The following is a 23,320-nucleotide window of genomic DNA, read 5'->3' as shown; positions in this document are numbered from 1 at the left end:
AGTTTTTGAATGCAGCCGTCTTTACCCAGGATAGCAGTAACATATTCAGTTACCCTTGCAGGGATGAGACGCATTCGAATAGATTATGTAATCGGCTTACTGGCGCTGACGGCTATTCAGCTATACGGACAGTCGACCGGTAAGGGCGACCGCATTACCGGCCCGAATTTCGTAACCCGCAGCCCAACGCTGGGGCAACGTGGCATGGTCGCGACCAGCCATCCACTGGCTACGCAGATTGGCCTGGACGTTCTGAAACAGGGCGGAACGGCCGTTGATGCCGCCATTGCCGCCAATGCCGCGCTGGGCGTCGTAGAGCCCAACAACGGCGGCATCGGTGGCGATTTGTTTGCTATCGTGTGGTCGGCTAAAGACCGGAAGCTGTATGGTCTTAACGCCAGTGGCCGTTCGCCCAAAGGGTTGAGCTACGATGCCCTGCGAACCGTTCTGGGGAAGCGGACCCAGCTTCCGCTCTACGGCCCGCTGTCGGTTTCCGTGCCAGGCGCGGTCGATGGCTGGTTTGAGCTGCATCGCCGGTTTGGCAAAACGCCCATGCGGAATCTGCTCGCACCCAGCATTCGGTACGCGCGGGAAGGGGCTCCCGTTCCGCAGGTCATTGCCTATTCCTGGCAGGTGGCCGCCAGGCGGCTGGCGGGCAGTCTGGCCGATATAGGTGAGTTCGATAATTTTCGCCGGACGTTTCTCATCGACGGAAAAGCACCCGTAGAAGGGCAGATCTTTCGCAATCCGGATCTGGCGGCTACGTATGAGAGACTTGCCGAGGAGGGGCGGGATGCTTTCTACAAGGGCTCCCTGGCTGATGTAATGGACCGGTACGCCCGCCGGGCGGGGCTGTACCTACGGAAGGCCGATCTGGCGGCTCACAGAAGCAACTGGGTCGAGCCGGTATCGGTCAACTATCGCGGCTACGACGTGTTTGAACTGCCGCCAAACGGACAGGGCATTGCCGTGCTACAGATGCTCAACATTCTGGAAGGTTACGACCTGAAAAAGCTGGGACACAACAGCGCCGATTACCTGCATCTGCTGGTCGAAGCCAAGAAACTGGCTTTCGAAGACCGTGCCCGGTACTACTCGGACCCCGATTTTGGTAAGATTCCGCTGGATTGGCTGCTGTCGAAGGAATACGGCACGCAGCGCCGGAAGCTGATCGATCCTGTCAAAGCGTCCGAACACCTCGATGCCGGAGAGCCCGCCCTGCGTGCGGGCGATACGGTCTACCTGACTGTTGCCGACGATCAGGGAAATATGGTCTCCCTGATTCAAAGCAATATGCTTGAGTTTGGCAGCGGTATGGTGCCCGATGGCCTGGGGTTTGTTTTCCATAACCGGGGGACCAGCTTTACGATGCAGCCGGGCCACGCCAACGTCTACGCGCCCGGCAAGCGGCCCTTTACAACCATCATTCCGGGTTTTGTGCTTAAAAATGGGGAGCCATTTCTGAGCTTCGGCGTAATGGGTGGGGCCATGCAGCCGCAGGGGCATCTGCAGGTGCTGTGTAACATCATTGACTTCGGGATGAACGTACAGGAAGCAGGCGATGCGGCCCGGTTCAGCCATTCGGGCAGCAGTGAACCCGTAGGAACACTTATGAATGATGGGGGGCGGCTGGCGCTGGAAAGCGGTATCGCCAAAGAGGTTCGCGCCGAACTCGAACGCCGGGGACATCATCTGGCCGAAACCGATTTCTTCGGCGGCTACCAGGCCATTCAGTGGGATGCCGTCAACCGAATTTACTGGGGCGCTACCGAAATGCGTAAAGACGGCCAGGCCGCCGGGTACTGATCGGCTTAGGTACTCTTATCGGAAGTCGCTCTCAAACACCTGGTTAAGTTTACGTTCAAGATCTGGAATAGAAACCCGCATGTTGGCTTCAATGGCATTAACCGGGTTTTGGTCGGGGCGTTTCTGGTAGGCGGCTGAATAGCGAAGGCCCAGGAGTTGCGCGAGGTACAGAAAAAAAGGCGGGGCGTAGTCGGGAGCGAACAATTCAAACAGGTGGGTGCCCGGTTCGCACCAGAGAATATTGCTGAACGACGCGCCATGTGGACCAATCACAAACGAGGCCTGGTTATAGATCGACAGTTGTTCGGCGAGGGTGCGCGGCTTGTCTTCAACGATTCTAAACCCGTACGTTTCCAGCATCCGGACCAGCGCATCTTCGTTGACAACCCGTCGACGCCCGGCCCGGCTGATATAGGTTGGCTCCCGTTTCTTATCGGGGTTATGAACCAGCGGAGTCAGCCGCATCTGAAGCGCCCGGATATCCGCTGGGCTGGGATAGAACCAGTCTCCACCACTGCCCAGCAGGCAGCTTGTAAATGTTACGTCATGCTGGCGACTGTCCAGAATCCGCTCGGGCCGGAAACCCATCAGGGTCAAAAACTCCTGCTCATACGAGGTGCCGAACAGCGGGTAGGCAACAGCCGCATCGGCAAAGGAAACCTCCGGCATGGCCTGTTGCAGGCGGCACAATTTGGCCGCGATCAGAAACAGATAATCATAGTAACCGCCAAACGCAATCATATCCTGCTGATGCGAAAAGGGGGCTACCAGCAGATCGGTCTGAACCGTTTGGCGTTTGGGTGGCCGAAGCCGGTGTTTAATCGCCTGGTAGTTCCAGTAGTCGGTGCAGAGAACCTGGCCTTCGGCGAACAGGCACCCACTGGGCAGCAGGGCAGCACTAGCGGGTCTGGGGGTGTACTGCCACGCGTAAGTGGGGAGTGTAACCGCTTCAGGACGTTTAAAAACCTGTTTGTCCGGGTCGATGGCGTCAAACACATCGGGTAGAGAAAGCTGGTACTCCGGTTCATAGGCCCGCTGACTGTCGGTCAGGAAGGTAATGGTTTGATTCAGATTGAAAAGCCGTATACCAACTAATCTGACCAGTAGAATTAAGGCGTTACGAACGGCTATTTTGGTGTTTACAAGGATATGGTTTATCATCTGACCGGTTTAAGGGATAGGTGAAAGCCGGTTTTAAATGTTATAAAGTGACGTATGAATCAGGGCTTTAGCGTAAATATATTGACAAAACCGATTGTCGGAAGAATTTTGGAAACTGTTTACTAAGTGGGGGAGACGCTCACTCCGCCAGAAACGCATCCAGGGCTTTGGTGGGCTTGCCGTCATTGCCCCAGGCGCTTAACGGATACTTGCTCCAGCTTCTGGCGCCTTCCGGCTCCCAGTAAATGACGCCCAGTCCTTTATTATTGGGTACAGCCTTAACCCTGCGCTGCACGGCAACCAGCATGTCGTAGGTGTTCTGCGGTTTGGTGTCTTCGCCACCGACCTCAACAACCATGACCTCCTTGCCATACCGTTCAACCAGTTCATTCATATTCCGGGCTAGGTCATCAATCGAAAGCTGATAGTCCGGATTGCCCGGTAGCCAGTACGGGTAATATGACAGGCCAATGACGTCGTAGTGGGCTCCGTGCGATCGGGCGTTATCAAACCAGGTCCGGAACCGCTCGCGGTTGTTGCCCTGATCCAGGTGCAGAATCACCTTTGACTGTGGACTGACCGCTTTGATGGCGTCGTAGCCTTTGTTGATCAGTTGCGCCAGTTGCGCCCAGTTGGCCGTGCTGCCTTCTGGATAGATCATGCCGCCCGGCGTTTCGTTGCCCACCTGTACCCATTCGGGCGTAACCCCTTTGGCTTTGAGCGCGGTCATGACCTCGAAGGTATACTCATACACGTCCGTTAGCAATTTCGGGAAATCGTGGCCTTCCCAGGCGGCCGGTTTCTTTTGTTTTCCGGGATCGGCCCAGCTATCGCTATAATGGAAGTCGATCATGACCCGCATGCCCCATTTCCGGGCGCGTACGGCCATCGCGACGGTTTCGTCTTTGCTGCAATGGCCGCTGATGCTGTCGGATGACGGATTAACCCAGGTTCGCAGGCGGATGGTGTTGATGCCATGATCTTTCAGAATTTGAAAACAGTCCTGCCTGACGCCCTGGTCATTATAAAATACATAGCCCGACGCTTCCATTTGGGGTAGCCAGCCGATATCGGCTCCTTTAGCAAAGGGCTGCGCCTGTTGGTTTCGCTGCCCGGTTGTAATCCGGCCAGTGCTGGTTGTTGTAGACGGGTTGCTGGTTCGGCATCCGATTGGAAGAAGACTAAGGGCTAATCCGAGGAATAAGGCTTTGTTCATCAGGTTCCGGTTAGAAAATGGAATCCGGTTACGTCGTATTCATGCGTAGCCGGGCAGGCCAACGATGTAAGGACTGGTTTTGTAGTAACCGCGAAGGATGAAATAGGTTGAGAGATCAAGCACAATCATCCCCGAAATTTATTTGTTTCATCGGGTTTCCGCTTTATCCGGAATTTCGGCCGCTTCGCGAAAAAAAACGTACTCTCAAGTCCGAAACCTTCTTCCTTTGGGTATCCATCTGAGGTCACTATGAATCGGTTGCTATTGGCTGGGGCGTTGTGCCTATCACTGGCGGCAAACGCCCAGACCGTTGTTCAAAACGTGCGGGAAGCGCTGGCGCTGGCCCGACGTAGTAACCCCGACCTGCTGAGTGCCCGTCAGAACCGGCTGGCGCAGGATCAGCAGCGGGTGGCCGCACGGGCGGCTTTACGGCCCCAGGCCAGGGTTTTCACTAATTTCGATTACAACTACGCCCTGCCGGTGCAACTGGTTCCGGCCGAGTTTCTGGGTGGTCGTCCGGGCGAGTACCGGTCGCTGCGGTTCGGGCTGCCGTTTTTTCTGACCGCGGGAGCCGAGATAACCGCCCCCGTGCTGAACCGGCCCGCCCGGCTGGATCTGGCCATCACCGACCAGAATCTAAGGGTCATCGACGATCAGACGCTGGTGCTTCAGGACGAGATTGCCACCCAGACGGCCCGGCTCTATCACGCGGCCCTGTTGACCCGCTCGGCTATCGGCATTACGCGCCGGAATCTGCTGGCGGCCGACACCCTGACCCAGATTGCCCGCCAGCGCCTGGATAAAGGCTTAATTGAACCGCTGGAATATAACCGGATTCGCTCCATCCAACTGACCACCGCCGACGTCTTCTACCAGAATGAGGTTGCCTACGTCCGGAATGTAAACCAGTTAAAGCTCCTGCTCGGGCTGGCTCCGGCCGATAGTCTGGTGCTGGCGGAGGATCTGGCTACCCGGCCGGTTGAGGGGCTGGTTCCGGCCGGGGCGGCTCTGTCGGTGCAGCGGCCGCAGGTGTTGCTGCAGCAGGCGCAGGTCGAACTGTTCCGGCTACAGGTGAACCGTGAGAAGCTGCTGCGCTGGCCGACGCTGTCGGCCTATGCCCGCTTTTCGGAGCAGGCGCAGCGGAATCAGATCAATTTTCTGAACCCGAACGAGCGCTGGTACACCATTGGCGTAACGGGACTGCAGTTCAATCTGCCCATTTATTCGGGTGGTCTGCGAACCAGCGGCCTGACGCGTGCCCGGCTGCAGCTCAAACGAGCCGAGACCGAACTGGCCTACGAGCAGAACCGCCAGCAGATCGACACCGAAGATATTCGAAATACGTATAACCAGGCCGTTCGCTCGCTGGATCTGAACCGCCAGAATTATGACCTCAGCACGCAGAACGTTCAGATCGCATTGGTGAAGTACCGCTCCGGCCTGTTCGCCTACGATCAGTACCTGAACGTGTTCAACGAAGCCCTGACGGCGCAGAACCGGTTCCTCAACAATCTGTCGAACGTCTTTATTAACCAGACCATTTTACAAATCAGAAGCGGTCAGTAATGAGAACCAGACTTTACCTTATGGCGCTGGCCCTGGCTGGCACAGCCTGTAACCGGGGCCAGGAGGGCATTAAGCCCCAGTACAGAGAACTCACCGAAGCGGTCTATGCCTCGGGCAGCGTTTTTCCCCGCAATGAATACACCGTTACGGCCGACGCCGATGGGGTATTGCAGCAGCGGCTCATCAACGAAGGCGACTCCATCCGCCGGAATCAACTCCTGTTCGTGCTGGAGAGCGCTACTGAGGATGCCCGTCGGCAGGCGGCCAACCGGGCGTATCAACTGGCAAAATCAAACCTGAGCGCGAATTCGCCCGTGCTGTCGGAACTCGAAGCGCAGGTGCGGAATGCCCGCGTCCGGCTGAGCAACGACTCCATCAATTACGCTCGTTTTCGGGAATTATACGCGCAAAACGCTACGTCGCGGGCTGAACTGGAGCGCGCCGAACTGAACTATACTGTATCGCGCAATAACCTCCGCGCCCAGCTCAACAGTCTGCAGCGCACCCGCAACCAGATTCAGCTCGACGTAGCCAACAACCGCAGCCAGCTGGTCAGCTCGGAGGTAGCGGGTCGCAACACCCGCATCCGGAGTTTTGTGGATGGGAAAGTTTATGAGGTCTACAAGGAGCCCGGCGAGATTGTCCGGCCGGGTGAGCAACTGGCGCTGGTGGGCAGCGGGAACCAGTTATACGTGAAACTATCCGTCGATGAAAGCGACTTTGGCCGCGTCAGAACGGGGCAGGAGGTAATTCTGAAAGCCGACATCTATCCGGATAAGGTATTCCGGGCGCGCGTCAGCAAGAAGTATCCCCGCCTGAACCGAAGCGATCAGTCATTTCGGGTTGATGCAGAGTTCGTGGGCGAGCGGCCGGCTTCGTATTACGGGCTGACGGTAGAAGCCAATATCATTATCAGTCAGAACCAGCGCGTACTGACGATTCCCAAGTCCTACGTTATCGGCACCGACAGCGTGTGGGTCGAGCAGGACGGCGAAAAGAAAAAAGTCCGGTTTATAAAGGGAGCCGAAAACTTCGACCTCGTTGAAGTGAAAGGCGGATTAAGCGAGAAATCGGTTCTTGTGAGTGCGGATGACTTATGAAACAGCTATGTATCTACCAAATCAATGAGCGAACGAGTGAATGAGTGAAAGAGCGTTCTGCTAATCCCATCCGTTCGCCGTTCACTCGTTCGCCCTTTCACTCGTTGATCGCTCATGAACCTCCGAATCGCTTCCCAGATTGCCCGGACGCACCTGCTGGCCAAGAAACGGCAGACCCTCGTTGCCATGCTGGGGGTGATGTTCGGCATTGCCATGTTCATCACCATGATCTCCTTCATGCAGGGGGTCAACCAGTTTCTGGAGGATTCGGCGCTGGACGCCAGTCCGCACATCCGAATGTATAATGAGGTCAACACCCAGCGGCCGGGGTTGATCGAGCAGTTGAAACCGGGTGCAGACAAGTTCAACGTTATCTATCACCAGAAACCGAAAGATGAGCAGGCCCGGCTCAGAAACGGGCTCGTCATTGCGGAGCGCATCGAGCGCGAACCGGGCGTGCTGGGTGTATCGCCACAGGTGGCCACGCAGGTGTTTTACAACAACGGACCCATCCAGATTTCGGGGACTGTCTCAGGGGTGGATATTGACCGCGAAAACCGGCTGTATAATCTTCGCTCCCGGCTTAAGTCGGGCAGCATCCGGGCGTTGCAGACCAACCCCGACGGCCTGATTATGGGCGCTACGCTGGCCCGGAAGCTCAACGTCCGGACCGGCGACAAAGTGGCCGTAACGACGCCCATTGGCGGAACGCGCATCCTAAGGGTAGTGGGAACGTTCGGGTTCGGCATCGGCACGGTCGATAACACCAAGAGCTACGCCGATCTGTCAACCGTGCAGGAAATGCTCCAGAAAGATCCCAGCTACATTACGGACATCCACATCAAAATGATCGACCCGCTGCAGGCTATTCCGGTCAGCAGGCGGCTGCGGGCTACCTATGGCTACTATACCGAGGACTGGGCAACGGCCAACACGGCGATTCTGGCGGGCGAAAAAATCCGGAACGTGCTAACGTATGTCGTGTCGATTACGCTGCTGGTGGTTGCCGGTTTCGGCATCTACAACATCATGAACATGACCGTCATCAACAAAATCAAAGACATTGCCATTCTGAAAGCCACCGGCTTCGATGGGAAGGACATCGTCGCTATTTTTCTGCTGCAGGCGGTATTCATTGGTTTGACGGGCGGGCTGATGGGGCTGCTGGTTGGGTTCGTGCTGAGTTCACTGCTGTCGGTAACGCCGTTCGATGCGGGCGATTTTCTGAGCATCAAAACGTTTCCGGTAATTTTTGCCGTCAAATATTACATCATGGGGATTCTGTTCGGCGTCATCACAACCGTACTGGCGGGGTATTTCCCCTCCCGAAAGGCCGCGCAGGTGGACCCGGTTTCGATTTTAAGAGGATAATGTATGGCTACTGTATTGAAAGCCAGTCACCTGAGCAAGTATTTCTACGACCCCGAGAAGTTTCAGGTCCTGAACGATGTAACCTTCGAGGTAGAGCAGGGTGAGTTTCTGGCGATTGTGGGTAAATCAGGCTGTGGCAAATCGACGCTGCTGTACCTGCTCTCGACCATGGATACCGACTACGAAGGCAGTATTGAACTGGCCGGTACGAAGCTGGTCGGACGCAGTCAGGATTTCCTGTCACACTTCCGGAACGAACACCTGGGGTTTGTGTTTCAGTTTCACTTCTTACTGCCCGAGTTTACGACCCTGCAGAACGTCATGCTGCCGGGGCTAAAGCTGGGGCGGTATCCGGAAAAAGAGGTAGAAGAACGGGCCATGGAAAAACTCAGGCTGATTGGCATGGCCGAGCACGCCCGCAAACCGGCCAGCAAACTGTCGGGTGGGCAGCAGCAACGGGTAGCCATTGCCCGGGCGCTGATCAACGACCCGACGATCATTATGGGCGATGAGCCGACCGGTAATCTGGACAAAGCCAATACCGAGAACGTGTTCAGTATTTTCCGGGAGCTGGCCGGTAAGGGCCAGACCATCATTGCTGTTACGCACGACCCCGATTTTGCCGAGGGCTGCGACCGGATCATTGAAATGTCGGACGGTAAGATCATTGCCAGCCATGAAAATAAAATTCAATAAATACGTCGAACTGGCCTTCGTTTACGTCGCTCTGGCGGGTATCGCTGGCCGGGCCTGGGTTCTGCCGACCATCAACTGGAGGCAGCAACTGCTGCTGTTTGTGCTGACGCTGATTCTGATGAACGTGGTGTGGGCCTTTCACTACGCGTTCAACGACTGGCTGAACCGGCACGTGCCGTTCGAGCGAAGCGCCCGCCGACGCATCCTGATTCAGTTGCTCGGTGGCTGGGGTGTGGTGAAAACGCTGATGATTTTGAGCGGTCTGCTGATTGTCGATCAGATTCTGCCCGCTCTGGCGCTGTCCATAAACCGCCTGACACTCATTGCGCTGAGCACGGGTATCTTTCTGGCCAATGTGGTCATCAGCCTGGGGTTCATTGCTCACTATCTATTCAAGCGCTGGCAGGAGAATGTGCTGCGGGCGGCCCGGCTGGAAAAGGAAAAATCGCAGGTGCAGTACGACAACCTGAAGAATCAGTTAAATCCGCATTTTCTGTTCAACAGCCTGTCGTCGCTCGATAGCCTGATCGACGAAAATCCGGTGCTGGCCCGGCAGTTTCTGCGCCAATTGTCGAAGGTATTCCGGTACGTATTACAGAATAAGGACAAGGAGCTGGTATCTCTCGAAACGGAGCTGGCGTTCGTTGATAATTACGTGTCGCTCCTGAAAACGCGCTTCGACGGCACGCTGAACGTATCGTTTCAGATCGCCGAGGACGCCCTGGACAAATCGATTGTGCCGGTTACGCTCCAGGTGCTAATCGAAAATGCCATCAAGCACAACGTGATCAACGAAGCGCATCCGCTGGAGATCTGCGCGGCTACCGACGATGCCTATCTGAACGTAGAGAATCGGGTTCAACGCAAACGACAGGTCGAAACGTCGAACCAGCAGGGATTGACCAATCTTCGGCTGCTGTATAGCTACCTGAGCCAGCAGCCCGTTGAGGTGCTGGACGACGGCGACCGCTTCCGGGTGCGCGTGCCGCTACTCTAAGCCCGACAAAACCCCAAATCTGGCTATTCGCCTTTCTTTACATGACGATTCTGCTGATTGAAGACGAGCCGCTGATCGGAAAACAGCTCCGTAAACTGGTGCATCAACTGGAGCCAACGGCCCTTATCGATGGGCCATTGACCAGTGTTCAGAGCGTCTGCGACTATCTGCGTACTCACCAGCCGCCCGACCTGACCATCGCCGACATTCAACTATCCGATGGGGTGAGTTTCGAAGCCTTCCAGCAGACGGATCTCAACGGTCCCATCATCTTCACGACGGCCTACGATGATTACGCCATCCGGGCTTTCAAGCTCAACAGTCTGGACTATCTGCTGAAACCGATTGAACCGGATGAGCTGAAAGCGGCCCTGGCCAAGTTTCATCGCTGGCAGCTGAGCGGGGCCGACTTCAGGCAGCAGTTTCAGGACTTGCTCTCGGATTTAACGGGCCAGCGAAACGTCAGACTGTATAAACGTCGGTTTATGGGCCATCATCTCCGACAGATTGTACCCATACCGCAGGAGCAGGTCGCGTATTTTACCCGCCATGAAGTGATCTATCTGCATACAGTGGACGGGCAGCGGCTGATAACTGATTATAACACCCTTGATGAGCTGGAAGAACTGACCGACCCAGCTCTGTTTTTCCGGGCAAACCGTCAGTATCTGGTGCATATTGACGCCATTGTCAGCTACCGGCCGCTTGATACAGGCAAGCTGCTGCTAACGCTTAAAAAACCCAACGACCCACCCGATCTGACTATCAGCAAAGAAAAAGCTCCGCTGTTTCGGCAGTGGTTTGAGGAATGAGTCTGGGAAGAAAGCGGTATGGCTGTTAGCTTGCCGTCGGATTGAACGACTCCAGCATGATGTCTCCAATACAGAAAGGCTTACTTGTAGGCGTATTGACCGTAATAACCGTATCCGTCAACTCTTCCGCCCTAGCGCAGGAGCGACAGCGTAAAGCTATTTTCGTTATTGTTGATGGTATCCCCGCCGATGTTATCCAAACCGCAAGCGTGCCCAATCTGCGGGCCATCGCTCAGCAGGGCCGGTATCTGCGGGCGCACGTTGGTGGTGAGAAAGGCGCCTACTCCCAGACGCCGACTATTTCGGCCGTTGGCTACAACAGTCTGCTGACGGGTACGTGGGTTAACAAACACAACGTATGGGACAACGCCATCAAGTCACCGAACTACCACTACCCCACGATTTTTCGGCTGTTCAAAACCCAGTATCCCACTCGAACGACCGCCGTCTTCTCCAGCTGGACCGATAACCGAACCAGGCTGCTGGGCGAAGGACTGGCGCAAACCAGTCATTTTAAACTGGATTATCACTTCGACGGCTATGAGTTGGATACGGTCCGGTTTCCGCAAGATCCGGAGAAACAGTATATGCACCGGATCGATGAGCAGGTCGTTAGTGATGCAGCGAACCTGATTCGTCGGCAGGGGCCGGATTTATCCTGGGTGTACCTCGAATTTACCGATGACATGGGTCACCGCTACGGTGATAGTGAACCCTTCCGGGCGGCTGTCGAAATGATGGATGGGCAGATTGGTCGGTTGTGGGCCGCCATTCAGTATCGGCAGCAGCACTTTCCGGAAGACTGGCTGCTCCTAGTTACGACCGATCACGGCCGCGACGAACAGACCGGCAAAAACCACGGCGGGCAATCGCCCCGGCAGCGGAACACCTGGCTGGTAACGAACTATGCCAACGTAAACGCGTATGCGCGGGCCACGCAGCCGGGGATTGTCGACATCATGCCAACGCTGGCAAGCTTCCTGAACGTAACCCTGCCGAACGATGTCGCGCAGGAACTGGACGGCACGTCGCTGATCGGGCCGGTTTCCATAATGGACCTGGCGGTTAATTACGTTCAGGACAAGCTCGATATTACGTGGCAGTCGCTGGAACCCGGCGAGACGGTGAAAATTTGGGTAACGTCGACCAATCAGTTCGAAACCGGCGGAACAGATCAGTATCACCTGCTGGGCGAGGTGCCCCTTGGTCAGGAGTGGGCCGTTGTTGACGTAAGCCAGCTTCCTTCTACGTTTTATAAAGTGGTGCTGGAAGGACCCGCTAACCGCGTTAACCGGTGGGTTGTACTCGAAAAACCCAAACAGGAGTAGAGATAAACGAGAATCCGCAAGGTTTGCATAAACCTTGCGGATTGTTGAAAGCGTGTTCGGTCGCTGATTATAAACTCAGTAAGCCACCCAGGCTCACATCCAGTCTGACTTCAGCGCCTGACTTAACAGATACGCTGTTCAGGTTCAGGGCGCCGTTTAGCTGGAGCAAGCCCTGGAAGGTGGTGGCATTCTGGCTTGTCTGGTAACCCGCAAAATAAAGCTCATAATTTCCTTCTTCCAGGAAAGAAAGCTTATAAGTACCATTCCCATCAACGGCTGCGCTGGTAACCGCCCCCTGAAACTGGCTGTTTACTTCGGCGCTTTTGTTGAACTGGCCCTTCGGATAAGCGAACACGACCACTTTCCGGTTTGAGCCTGTATTGCTACACTTACCCGTTACGGCCCCCGTCCGCTCTTTGCTCACCAGCCTGACCATCGACTGCAGTTCATTTTCACTGGCAAACTGATAACCACCGGCGCTTGCCCCGTTGTTGTCTTTCACCGCTTTCCGGAGGTCGAGATCCATCACCAGGCTGGTCTGCGCATTCTCCTTTACGTCGAGAGCTTTGGCCGCTTTAAGCTCAACCTGTTGTTTGCCGCCTTCGGCAAGGTTGTATTTCTGATTGCCCGTTGAGAGAACGTAGCAGCCCGGCGCATTCCCGCTGGCATCGGTCGAATAGTCGAGTACCAGTGAGATGTTGCTATAGGTGCCGGCTTCCAGGCGGCTCAGCCCCAGCGACTCAACGTTGCCATTCTGTAGCGCCAGAACGTTGATGGTTTTTTTGCCGGTAAAAGCCGGGAAAACCTTCCCGTCGATCTTAACTTGAGCGACAGTAACGAACACACCCTGCACGCTGGCATCGTCAATTGGAGCGTCCGTTAACTCAAGAGAGACCGTACCCGACGGCCCCGTGGGGCTTCCCACCGGCTGCGGGTCACTGGCACTCCGGGTGCAGGCTCCGGCGGAACCCAGAGCAAAGAAAATAAGCAGATACCGAACGCTGCGACAGACTTTTTTCATAAACCTTTTGTAATGAATTGAATGGAGTAATAAACCGGTCTTACAGTTTAAGAAAGAGTAATCTGTAAGGGTAGAGTTGTTTCGATAGCCGCCCGTTAAATGTTCATCCGAGGCTTCAAACATACGCTAAAGTGAGCATTCCGAGTGCGCCGTTCCCTAATATTTGTTGATTTAACGGTATGTATTGGGCCGCGCTTACTGATTCCGAAAGAGATTAATCCATTAAAAAAAGAGCTAAAGGTTGGGCATAGGTCAGCGTCGCTGAAGCCGCGAGGACTTACCTTCAAGTAAAGATTTAATGTCCATTCCTTTGAATGAAAGGCAGTTCTGTTGAGGATTGAACTGAATCTGTATATTTACAGAATACGCCTTCCTGCTTCTGTGATCAGGAAATATGTGGCTGGCGGTATGTGCCATGCTTGGCGCGTCGGGCTGTTGGTATACCCGTCTAAAAATCTAAAGCGTACACCGGAGCAATCTATATGAAGGGGTTCATGGTTCTCGTGCTGCTGACTTACTGTGTTACGTCTTCCTATGCCCAGAAGCGTAAGCTTGACAGTTTAGATCGGCTGATTGCGAAAGCAACAACGGATACGGGACGGATCAATCTGATCAATAAAAAACTTTCCTATCTGGTTGAAGTCAATATCGACTCGGCCCTGAGCTTAAGCAAACGAACGATCGAGCAGGCCAGGGCTATTAACTATAAACGGGGCGAAGCCCGGGCGCGTCTGGAGGCCGCCAATGCCTATTGTTATAAAGGTGAATTTTCAGCTGCCAGTGCAAACCTGAAGGCAGCGGAGGAAGACTTCCGAGCGCTTAAGAATCTGGGCGATCTGGGCGATATGTACTCCGGCTACGGGATGATGTATGGCATGCAGAGCAAGTACGACAGTTCCATCTATTATTTTGATAAATCGCGCGAAATCGCCCAGCAGACCGGCAATAATAAATCGTTGAGCCGGGCCTACCAGAATCTGGCGGTTTCGTACCAGATGCTGTCGAACTACTCGCAGGCACTGACTTATTTCCAGAAAGCGCTGGTCCTGGCCGAGACAGCAAAGAATGCAAATATGCAGGCCTATGTGCTCATCAATTTAGCCATTACCTACAAGACTACGGGCGATACGACCCGGGCTGAACAAACATTGCTCAAAGCGATTAGTTTAGCCCGGCAGGCCGCTATCAAAAACGTGGAGCTGTACGCCTACTCCAACCTGTCTACCTTATACCAGAGTGAGCGAAAATACGTCAAGTCGTATGAATATGCCCTGAAAACGGCTGCGCTCGGCAAACAGATGGGCGATCAGGGTATGCACGCGACTGGCTTGTCGAACGCGGCCTACGCGCTGGCGCACAGGCAGAAGTTTTCGGACGCTAGGGCGCTGGCCAGACAGGCTATTCCCATTGCCAACCTGTCGAAACAGCCACTGAACAGTTTTCAGGCGTATTACACGATGGGGGCTATCGAGAATATGATGAAAAACTATCAGGCTGCCATACCGTATTACGAAAAGGGATTCCAGGCGATCAAAGACGCCGATATTTATGATGATCAGGTTGAGCAGGCGTATCAGGAGTTATCCAAATGCTACGAAAAAACCGGAGACTTTAGCCGCGCGTTAAGCGCCTTCAAAACAGGCACGGCAATCGCTGACTCCATACGGAGCAAAGACAATATCCGGAAAGCTACCGAGCTGACCCTCAATTTTGAATTCGATAAAAAACAGCAGGCGGTTAAGGCTGAGCAACAAAAGGAAAATGCCGTGGCAAAGACCCGGCAACTGGCCCTGCTGGTGGGCCTGCTCCTAACCTTAAGCCTGGCAATTGTTGCTTTTATTGCCTTCCGCACCAAACACAAAGCCAACGCCTTGCTCCAGAAGCAGAAAGAAGAAATACAGCGCACACTGGCTGAACTGAAAATAACGCAGACGCAGCTTATCCAGCACGAAAAAATGGCGTCGCTGGGGGAACTGACGGCCGGTATCGCCCACGAAATCCAAAACCCGCTGAATTTCGTTAACAACTTCGCCGAAGTGTCGGCCGAGCTCTGTCAGGAAACTCTGGATGAGCTACAGAAACTGGACCTGCCCGAAGCCGACAAAGAATATTTTCAGGAACTCATGACCGATTTGGCTCAGAATCAGGAGAAGATCGTTCATCACGGCAAGCGGGCCGACAGCATCGTGAAAGGCATGCTGCAGCATTCCCGCGCCAGCTCGGGGCAACCTCAACCTACGGATATTAACAGTCTGGCGGAGGAATATCTCCGGCTGGCTTACCACGGGCTTCGGGCTAAAGACAAAGAGTTTAATGCTACGCTGGTAACCCATCTGGACCCCAACCTGGGCCAGGTCAGCGTAGAGTCCCAGGAGATTAGTCGGGTCCTGTTGAATCTGTTTACGAACGCGTTTTATACGGTGCGGGAGAAGCAGCACCAATCCGCCGACGACTACAAACCAACCGTAACGGTCAGCACCGCCAGAACCCGGGCGGGGGTAGAAATTCGGGTACGTGATAACGGGAAAGGCATCGCTGAGCCGGTAAAGCAGAAAATATTCCAGCCGTTCTTTACGACCAAGCCAACAGGCGAAGGAACTGGCCTGGGGCTGTCTCTTTCCTATGATATTATCACCAAAGGGCATGGCGGCACACTGACCGTCGACACAAAAGAAGGAGAATTTACGGAGTTCATTATTACCTTACCCGTAGCGGTAGAAATGGCTGTGTCCTGACCATATCAAGTCCATGTCAACCTAACCCTACTCTGATTCTATGAACATTCTGATTGTAGACGACGAAGCGGATATGCAGTTGCTGTTCGAAAAACGGTTTCGGCGCGAAATTCGCAGTGGCGAGCTGCTGTTTAGTTTTGCCAATTCTGGCGAGACCGCTCTTGAATACCTACATGAACACAGTGCCCAGGCCGTACTGATCCTGTCGGATATCAACATGCCGGGTATGAGTGGGCTGGAACTTCTGCGGCATATTCGGGCGCAACCAATCGTGCCAGCCCCGGTCGTCGTGATGATAACGGCTTATGGCGACCCGCAGAGTTACCAGCAGGCCATGGATTACGGGGCGAATGACTTTCTGACCAAACCCATCGACTTCGCTCAGTTAAAAGATAAACTCAATCAGTTCAATCCGTTATGAGCACCAAAATTTTAGTTGTCGACGACGAAACGGATCTGGAGCTACTCATCAAGCAAAAATTCAGGCGAAAAATTCGTGAGAATATCTACGAGTTTATTTTTGCGACGAACGGGCAGGAAGCGCTGGATAAAATTGCCGAGAACCCCGACGTAAATATTGTTCTGAGTGACATTAACATGCCCGTTATGGACGGGTTGACGCTGCTAACGAAGTTAGGCGAACTGAATAGTCTGCTAAAAACCGTCATCGTCTCGGCCTACGGCGATATGGACAACATCCGGACGGCTATGAACCGGGGCGCGTTTGACTTTGTCTGTAAGCCGGTCAATTTCACCGACCTGGAGATTACTATTGATAAGACGATTCAGCAGGTCAGCCGGATGCAGGAAACGCTCCGGGCCATTCAGGAAAACAATATCCTGAAAATGTACGTCGACGAAGCTGTAATTAACTTCATGGCCCGGCCGGGTGTCGAAGACCGGCTGCTGACCAGCGAGACGGTTGATGCAACGGTCATATTCATTGATATCTGCGGGTTCACTGCTATTTCCGAGAACATGCCGGCTAACCAGGTCGTGACCCTGCTGAATGTATACTTCGATCAGATGGTAAAAGAACTGATTGCCCAGGGCGGTTACGTCGATAAATTCATCGGCGACGCCGTCATGGCCGTTTTTCAGGGCAAACACCATCTGGACCGGGCAATTGACGCGGCTCTGGCGGTTCGTCAGCAAATCCGGGATAATACGTACGTGTTGCCCAGCACCATTGCATTTCGCCCGGAGGTTTCTATTGGCATCAACACGGGCGAAATGGTGTCGGGCAACATCGGATCGGCGACGCTGCGCCGGTTCGACTACACCGTTATTGGCAATACGGTTAACCTGGCGCAGCGCCTTCAGTCGATAGCGCACCCCGGCCAGATTCTGGTCACCGACCAGACCTATCAGCAGATCAGCGAGTCGTTTCAATGCGAACGGATCGGGGAGGTCAGCCTGAAAAACAAAGCCAGGCCTGTTCTGGTGTATGCAGTGCTGGAGTAATTTACAGCACTCACCGTTTACGATGGGTATAATTTTGCAGTCCTGACGTCATTCGTGTGGGATAAATGGTTAAAATTGACCTAATTCTGCTTGAAAACGAAATGACATCTGCTCAGGTCTGGTACCGTTCTATTGGCGTTCGCACAACCGAAGCTTCTACAGTCTGGCTGTTTTTTCTGCATAATTTTTTTCTGGGCATTGGTACCATTCTGGTTTACGTGTCGGCCAATGTTATCCTCCTCGAAAACAACCCCCGGACCAGCCTGCCCATTGCCTACCTGACGGCAGCCCTGGCCATGATGGGCGTCGGTAAGCTGTATACCTATTTTGAACATCACCTGCTCTTACGTCGGCTGGCCGTGCGGGTGCTGCTGGCCGTTGTGGTCTGTACGTTTGTGCTGGGCCTGCTGGTGCTGTTCGGGCATTCCATCGCATCAGCCATCGCCATCATGGCCGGTTACCGGGTAATCTATCTGCTGACCAATCTGGAATTCTGGGGCATATCGGCGGTGGTGTTCGACGTGCGGCAGAGCAAGCGGCTGTTCAGTGTCATCAGCTCTGGCGATATGCCCGCCAAAGCCCTGGGCGCGCTTCTGTCGGTCATTGTGCACGATCACGACGATCTCTATCTGCTGCTGCTGACGGCTTTTCTAGCTTATGGGGTGGCTATGTACGTGCTGCGGTTTACGATCCGGTCACACGCCATTGGCGTAGCACCCGCCAAAGCCCGGCTCCGCCGACGAACGTCGCCACCGTTCGTTCGGCAGTTGTTTGGCGGTCATGAGCTGGTATTTTCCATGTGTCTGAGTCTGGCGGCCATTGCCTGCGTGGTGACGAGCGTGGAGTATTTTTTCTTTATTAACGTCAAACAGAAATTTCATCACCAGGGTGACGTAATGCAGTATATCGGCTTTGTGCTGATGCTCACGTATTTATCCGCGCTGATTTTCAAGCTGATGCTGTCCCGAAAAACGTTCGAGCGGATCGGGGTTCGCTGGTCGCTGGCGGTGCTGCCGGTGAGTGCTCTGCTGGGGATTGGCCTGTTCGGCGCTCTGCTGGCGCTGGGCGTCAGCGAAACGAGTCTGCTGGTTTATTTCTGTGGGCTGTATCTGCTGCTGGAGGTACTTCGCCGGTCGGTTTTCGATCCCATATTCCTGGTTCTGTTTCAGCCCTTAACCCCCCAGGCCCGTTTGCAGGGGCATACACTGGTAAAAGGGTTTTACGAACCAGCTGGTATGGCCCTGGCCGGCCTGCTGCTGCTGATTCTGAATAGCCTGCCCACGGTTGCCTACTGGGTGCCATTTATATGGATGGCTCTGTTTATGGCAGCGGCTCTGTATTTTCTGTATCGGACATACCACCATTACCTCAACACGCTTAAAGACGCCCTGGAGCGCCGGTTTCTGGCCAGCGACGACCTGATTCTGCCCGTAGCGGCTCAGGATGTGCTGGCAGAAAACCTGCATAGCTCCCGGCCAGAAGAGGTTTTGCACGCCCTTGACTGGTTTCAGCAGCACGACCCCGACAGTCTCAATGCGCAGGCTTCATATCTGCTTCGGCATACGGACAGTCAGGTGCGGGCGCGGGCACTGGCTATTCTGGGCGAACAGGCCGACCGGCAGTTGCTGCATGCCCTGCTGACGGCCGACCCCGAAGCCCGGTTGCGCCAAACAGCCGCCTACTGGCTGGCGTACCGCCCGGACGGCGGGGAGGATGAACTAAACCGCTTGCTGAAACATTCCGATCTGGCAGTACGCACCGGGGCAATCCGGGGGCGGCTGGAAGCAAATCCCTCTGACCCGCTCGCTTATCAGTATTTGACAGAGCTGGCAACGACCGACGAACCGACAGATCGGATCGCTGCGCTGGAGCTGCTTACCTTTTTTGTCCCAAAAGCCCAGCGCCAGTTATTAGAGACAGCGTTGGCCAGCCAGGACGTAAGCCTGCGGGAGGCTGCTGTTGAGGCCGCCGGCCAGATGGCCAGTGCCGACGTAACGCCCAAAATTGTTGCGCTTCTGACAGACCCGTTGCTCTGGCGCGTAGCTGCCCGGAGTCTAATTCATTCGGGTACGGCGGCAGTGCCCTACCTGCGGGCCGCTGTGCAGTCCACGGCCAGCCCGCTGTTCATTCGGCGCCTTGCTGGGGTATGCGGCCAGATTGCTGCTTCCGAAAGTCGGCAGTTACTGATTGAGTTGACGCAGGTGACCAACCTGTTCTGGCGGGCAGCCGCGCTGCGGTCGCTGCATGGCTTCGCGCCCGAGCCGGCCGATGCGGCTCATTTCCAGGATTTACTGGCGGAAGAGTGGCAGCTGGCGCAGCGGCTGCTGATCGGGATTGACGTGGAATCGGATGTGGCGTTGATTGACAGCTTAGCGTATGAACTGACTCTACTGGAGCAGCGCGTATTTGGTCTGCTTCGACAACTTTACGACCCGCATCTGATTGCCGACGCCCAGCGGGGCGTAGCGCATGCGACTCGCGACCGGAAAGCCAACGCACTCGAAATGCTTGAGAACCTGATTCCCCGCGCTACCTACCAGAGTCTGCAGGCGCTGGTAGACGACCTGCCAGTAGGCGATAAGCTGCGCATGCTGGGTAAACTGACGGCCCCGCTTCAGGATACCGAGCCGATTACGGCGTATATTATCCAACAGGGCGAAGCCGTTTTTACGGAATGGACAATCAGTCAGGCTCTGCGCCTGTGGATGCCTTCTCGGTCGACAATTCACTATTTAACGCCGTTTCTGAATACGGACAGCGAATTAATTCGTGAGACCGCATCCGATGCATTACAGCGGCTATCGTCCAGCCATCCGGGCCTGCTGGCCAGCCAGTCATATCCAGACCAGATACTCATGAAACACACGACCACCGCCCAGATTTCGGCTATTGACCGCGTTATTGCCCTGAAGCGCACGGCTCTGTTCGCCGATACACCCGAGAACGTGCTCAGCAGCATCGCCGTCATCATGCATGAGGTGACCTACTATGAAGGGCAGGAAGTCTTTGCGAAGGGCGAAACCGGTACCAGTTTGTTCATTATTTACGATGGCGAAGTAGCCATTTACGACGAATCGGAACAGTTAGCTACCTTCCGGAAAGGCGGGTTTTTCGGTGAACTGGCCCTGCTGGACGCCGAACCCCGCTCGGCCACGGCCGTAGCACTCACCCACGTTATGGCTTTCCGCATTGATCAGGATGATTTTTACGATCTGATGGAAGAGCGCAGCGAGGTGCTGCAGAACATTATCCGGGTGCTGTGCCAGCGGTTACGTCGGCAGAACGAGTCTTTACGAACGCTGTCCGCATCCGTTCCCACCGCACCGTAAGCAAGAGTTCTCTTCTCGAGTCGTTTCGCCTGGGTGGCCTATTGGGCTTCGCAGCAAGCTGTTCCAATCCAGGCATAAGCGCACTTCACAAACCTGAAGGCCGAAGCAGTTGCGGGGCGACTCGTACGTACGAACGGGGAAAAGTAGAAGTTTTGCCGGGTGCCGTTTTACCTGCGTTACGTATTGATACCGATTTTTGTGATGCGTTTGTTTCTGGCCCTGGTAGTGCTCATGTCGGCCTGCCGCACAGCCGAGGTTATGGCCCCCGTACTGACGGCTGATCCGGTTACCGCTGCCCAGGCATCGCTGGTGAGTGTTCAGGCTCAGGACGCCACCACGGCAGAGATCGTAGTCAAAAGCATTCGGCTTGAAGCTTCCGGATGGCACCTGACGGCTAATTCTCCCCAAGCTGACAACCTTTCCATTACGCCTACGCAGACTAAACCTTTAGACGACTTTACGCTGACAACACTGCAGCTAAAGGGGCTTCGTGTCGGCCAAACGTATCAACTCCGGCTGGCCTTCCGCTTTGCCGACACCGACTCGATCACGGCCCTGCGGTCTTATACCCACCAGCTCACTGGCCCACCGCACTGGACGCGGCTGGCTCACGCGTCATTCAGCGGGGGCGACTATACCGCCTGCCCGGTGGCGGTCGATGGCATCTGCGGAGCTAACCCGGATAACGGCTGCGGCAATCCAGCCACGGGAGCTTACGTAGGGAACCGGGTTCAGTTGTTGCGTTACCCAGGGCCGCAGGAAAGAAATTACACCGATATCCGGCTATACGACCGGGCCACCGATAGCTGGCCGTTCTATCCGGATGACTATATCCGAACGCCCCGACGTAACATGGTGCAGTATAATTTATTTTTTCAGGGAGTGGACCGTTATCAGTTCAGCGGGTTAGGCTTCATAACTGAGGAGCGAGCGCCCAGTAAGTACTTTTATTACCGGGACATGTCTGCGGTTTTCCCCGTAGGAGGCAGCCCGGTCTTACCGCTGTACGGAGGTGAAGACGGCGAAGTCGCCTTTTTTACAACCACCGACGAAGCTTACTTTCTGACCCAGAACGGCTCACCCGCCATGCGCAGCATCCACGCCATCTTTACGCAGACGGTGCGTGCACCCCTGCCCGAGCAGCCGGGTACACTGGCAACGTTTTCCATTCGCAACATCGGGTATGTGATCAACCAGCGACCTGGCCGTCCGACCCGGCTGTGGGCTTATGATCCGAAGGCCGATGGCTGGACGGCGAAGGCCGATTTTCCTGGAAACTCCCGTATTTGGGGCGTAAGCTTCGCACTGGCCCGAAAAGGTTATTTTGGTCTGGGTTTAACCGATGACGGGCAAGGGCTTCGCGATCTGTGGCAGTATGATCCGGTCACGGACCGCTGGCAACAAATAAGCGACTACCCTGGTCAGGGTCATCAATTGCTGGCGGTCTTTAGCGCCCCCGATGGCGCTAAACCCGAACGGGCCTACCTGGGCTGGGGCTACGAAAGTCAACGCATCAGTACCGGGCTTAACCGGATTGTGGGCTGCACCGACTGGTGGGAGCTAACGCCATGAACCGCTATTCTATGTTCGACCTGTTTGTTGGTAAACCTGGCATGAGCAACGTAACTCGGTTGCTCCGCCCTGGGCGACGCTGGCTTACCTGGGGACTGCTGCTGGCCTGCCTGGCCGGTTGCATCGACCCCGTGGATTTGCCTATTCGGCAGACCCGGCGCCGTCTGGTGGTGGATGGCCTCATCACCGACGAGGCCCCACCTTACCCCGTCAAACTGACTTATTCGGGCAATCTGAGCCGGGCCCTGCTGATTCCGGACGAGCTGGCCGTCAACGGGGCACTCGTTACGGTGGAAGACAACCTGGGTAACCGGGCTCAGTTAATTCAGGACCCGTTGAATCCGGCGTATTACTGGTTACGAGACGACCGGCTGCGAGGGAGAGCCGGTCGTGCCTATACGCTACGTGTGACACTGCCCGACGGCAGTCGCTATAGCTCCCGGCCCGAACTCATGGCACCGGTGCCGCCTATCGAGCAACTTAACGGCCAATACCATGAGTCGCCCCCGAACTCGACTCAGTTTAGTACGTTCTCGGTACATATCGACACTCAGGACCCTGCTACACCGGGTAACTTTTACCGATGGCAAGCCATGTGTTACATGCCTATCTGGCAGGGGAACGATCCTCTGGGGCAGTACAATCGCAGGATAGGGCCAGGAAATGGAGCCTATGCACCGTTTTACGGGTCGCTGACCAACGTCCAGAGCGACCAGCTCATCAACGGCAACCGCATCGCCGGTCGGCTGGTATTAGCACCGCCCCTGCTGGCACTGGGTGCCCAATACGTAGAAGTCAGGCAGTACTCCTTATCCAGAGCGGCTTACCAGTACTGGGTATTGTACGAAGAGCAGCTCGCCCGCAGCGGTACGATCTTTGATCCCCAGCCTGCCAGCATTGAGGGTAACGTCCGGGCAGAGGCCGATACCAATCAGCTGGCGCTGGGCTATTTCGGTGCTTCGGCCGTCAGCCGCCAACGTCTGATTATGAGCAACGACACTTTAAATTACGGTAAATTCGTGACGCGATTCGGACCCATGCTGTTTGGCAATACACTCCCGACGGTTCCCGGTCTGGCCCGCGAGCAGGGGCAACCGGCAGCTCCTACCAACTGGCTCACCTATGGAAAGTAGCCGAAACCTCAGG

Annotated in this window: 17 protein-coding genes; 14 read left to right on the top strand and 3 right to left on the bottom strand. The window is 55.2% G+C overall.

All coding sequences use genetic code 11. The features are described 5' to 3' along the window. The first annotated feature begins 63 nt into the window (after positions 1-63). A complete protein-coding gene (gene ggt / locus HNV11_RS12830) occupies positions 64-1,806 on the top strand; it encodes a gamma-glutamyltransferase (protein WP_171740043.1) in 1,743 nt (580 codons plus the stop codon). Between the two features lie 15 nt (positions 1,807-1,821). On the opposite strand, the gene HNV11_RS12825 is transcribed toward ggt, so the two are convergent. Both HNV11_RS12825 and HNV11_RS12820 read right to left on the bottom strand, forming a co-directional pair. Next, the gene (locus tag HNV11_RS12825) at positions 1,822-2,967 is read right to left on the bottom strand and encodes a glycosyltransferase family 61 protein (RefSeq protein ID WP_171740042.1); all 1,146 of its coding nucleotides are present in this window, start codon (positions 2,965-2,967) and stop codon (positions 1,822-1,824) included. A 139-nt stretch (positions 2,968-3,106) separates the two neighbouring features. Continuing rightward, positions 3,107-4,183, bottom strand: a complete 1,077-nt coding sequence (locus HNV11_RS12820) for a glycoside hydrolase family 53 protein (protein ID WP_171740041.1) — start codon at positions 4,181-4,183, stop codon at positions 3,107-3,109. Positions 4,184-4,432: 249 nt separating this feature from the next. Here HNV11_RS12820 and HNV11_RS12815 point away from each other — a divergent pair, with 249 nt between their 5' ends. The 7 genes from HNV11_RS12815 to HNV11_RS12785 all read left to right on the top strand — a co-directional run bounded on the left by HNV11_RS12815 (position 4,433) and on the right by HNV11_RS12785 (position 12,053). Continuing rightward, positions 4,433-5,749, top strand: a complete 1,317-nt coding sequence (locus tag HNV11_RS12815) for a TolC family protein (RefSeq protein WP_171740040.1) — start codon at positions 4,433-4,435, stop codon at positions 5,747-5,749. Next, the gene (locus tag HNV11_RS12810; protein WP_171740039.1) at positions 5,749-6,849 is read left to right on the top strand and encodes an efflux RND transporter periplasmic adaptor subunit; all 1,101 of its coding nucleotides are present in this window, start codon (positions 5,749-5,751) and stop codon (positions 6,847-6,849) included. The genes HNV11_RS12815 and HNV11_RS12810 overlap by 1 nt, the downstream gene beginning before the upstream one ends. 114 nt (positions 6,850-6,963) lie before the next feature. Continuing rightward, positions 6,964-8,220, top strand: coding sequence for an ABC transporter permease (locus HNV11_RS12805; protein WP_171740038.1), 1,257 nt, complete (start codon positions 6,964-6,966; stop codon positions 8,218-8,220). A 3-nt stretch (positions 8,221-8,223) separates the two neighbouring features. Then, positions 8,224-8,916, top strand: coding sequence for an ABC transporter ATP-binding protein (locus HNV11_RS12800; protein ID WP_171740037.1), 693 nt, complete (start codon positions 8,224-8,226; stop codon positions 8,914-8,916). After that, positions 8,897-9,913 carry a sensor histidine kinase gene (locus HNV11_RS12795; protein WP_171740036.1) on the top strand — a complete coding sequence of 339 codons (1,017 nt, stop codon included), beginning with the start codon at positions 8,897-8,899 and terminating at the stop codon, positions 9,911-9,913. The genes HNV11_RS12800 and HNV11_RS12795 overlap by 20 nt, the downstream gene beginning before the upstream one ends. 41 nt (positions 9,914-9,954) lie before the next feature. After that, the gene (locus HNV11_RS12790) at positions 9,955-10,725 is read left to right on the top strand and encodes a LytR/AlgR family response regulator transcription factor (protein WP_171740035.1); all 771 of its coding nucleotides are present in this window, start codon (positions 9,955-9,957) and stop codon (positions 10,723-10,725) included. 56 nt (positions 10,726-10,781) lie between these two features. Next, positions 10,782-12,053 carry an alkaline phosphatase family protein gene (locus HNV11_RS12785; RefSeq protein ID WP_240163412.1) on the top strand — a complete coding sequence of 424 codons (1,272 nt, stop codon included), beginning with the start codon at positions 10,782-10,784 and terminating at the stop codon, positions 12,051-12,053. Positions 12,054-12,120: 67 nt separating this feature from the next. Here the strand turns inward: HNV11_RS12785 and HNV11_RS12780 are convergent, their stop codons facing one another. Next, on the bottom strand, positions 12,121-13,074 hold the full coding sequence (locus tag HNV11_RS12780; protein WP_171740034.1) for a DUF4382 domain-containing protein: 954 nt from the start codon (positions 13,072-13,074) through the stop codon (positions 12,121-12,123). A 482-nt stretch (positions 13,075-13,556) separates the two neighbouring features. Between HNV11_RS12780 and HNV11_RS12775 the strand changes: the two genes are divergently transcribed. From HNV11_RS12775 to HNV11_RS12750, 6 genes are all read left to right on the top strand, one after another. After that, complete coding sequence (locus tag HNV11_RS12775; protein WP_171740033.1) at positions 13,557-15,809, top strand: tetratricopeptide repeat protein; 2,253 nt, start codon at positions 13,557-13,559, stop codon at positions 15,807-15,809. 40 nt (positions 15,810-15,849) lie between these two features. Then, on the top strand, positions 15,850-16,230 hold the full coding sequence (locus tag HNV11_RS12770; RefSeq protein WP_171740032.1) for a response regulator: 381 nt from the start codon (positions 15,850-15,852) through the stop codon (positions 16,228-16,230). Further along, a complete protein-coding gene (locus HNV11_RS12765; protein ID WP_171740031.1) occupies positions 16,227-17,273 on the top strand; it encodes an adenylate/guanylate cyclase domain-containing protein in 1,047 nt (348 codons plus the stop codon). Before HNV11_RS12770 ends, HNV11_RS12765 begins: the two co-directional genes overlap by 4 nt. A gap of 101 nt (positions 17,274-17,374) precedes the next feature. Further along, the gene (locus tag HNV11_RS12760) at positions 17,375-20,602 is read left to right on the top strand and encodes a cyclic nucleotide-binding domain-containing protein (RefSeq protein WP_240163411.1); all 3,228 of its coding nucleotides are present in this window, start codon (positions 17,375-17,377) and stop codon (positions 20,600-20,602) included. Between the two features lie 183 nt (positions 20,603-20,785). After that, a complete protein-coding gene (locus HNV11_RS12755; protein ID WP_171740029.1) occupies positions 20,786-22,174 on the top strand; it encodes a kelch repeat-containing protein in 1,389 nt (462 codons plus the stop codon). Next, positions 22,171-23,307 (top strand): DUF4249 domain-containing protein, encoded by a 1,137-nt coding sequence (locus HNV11_RS12750; protein ID WP_171740028.1) that lies wholly within the window; start codon positions 22,171-22,173, stop codon positions 23,305-23,307. The genes HNV11_RS12755 and HNV11_RS12750 overlap by 4 nt, the downstream gene beginning before the upstream one ends. Positions 23,308-23,320 lie beyond the last annotated feature (13 nt).

Source organism: Spirosoma taeanense, from assembly GCF_013127955.1.
Classification (GTDB): domain Bacteria; phylum Bacteroidota; class Bacteroidia; order Cytophagales; family Spirosomataceae; genus Spirosoma; species Spirosoma taeanense.
The sequence above is the reverse complement of the archived record's forward strand: the minus strand, read 5'-3'. Positions and strand labels throughout refer to the sequence as shown.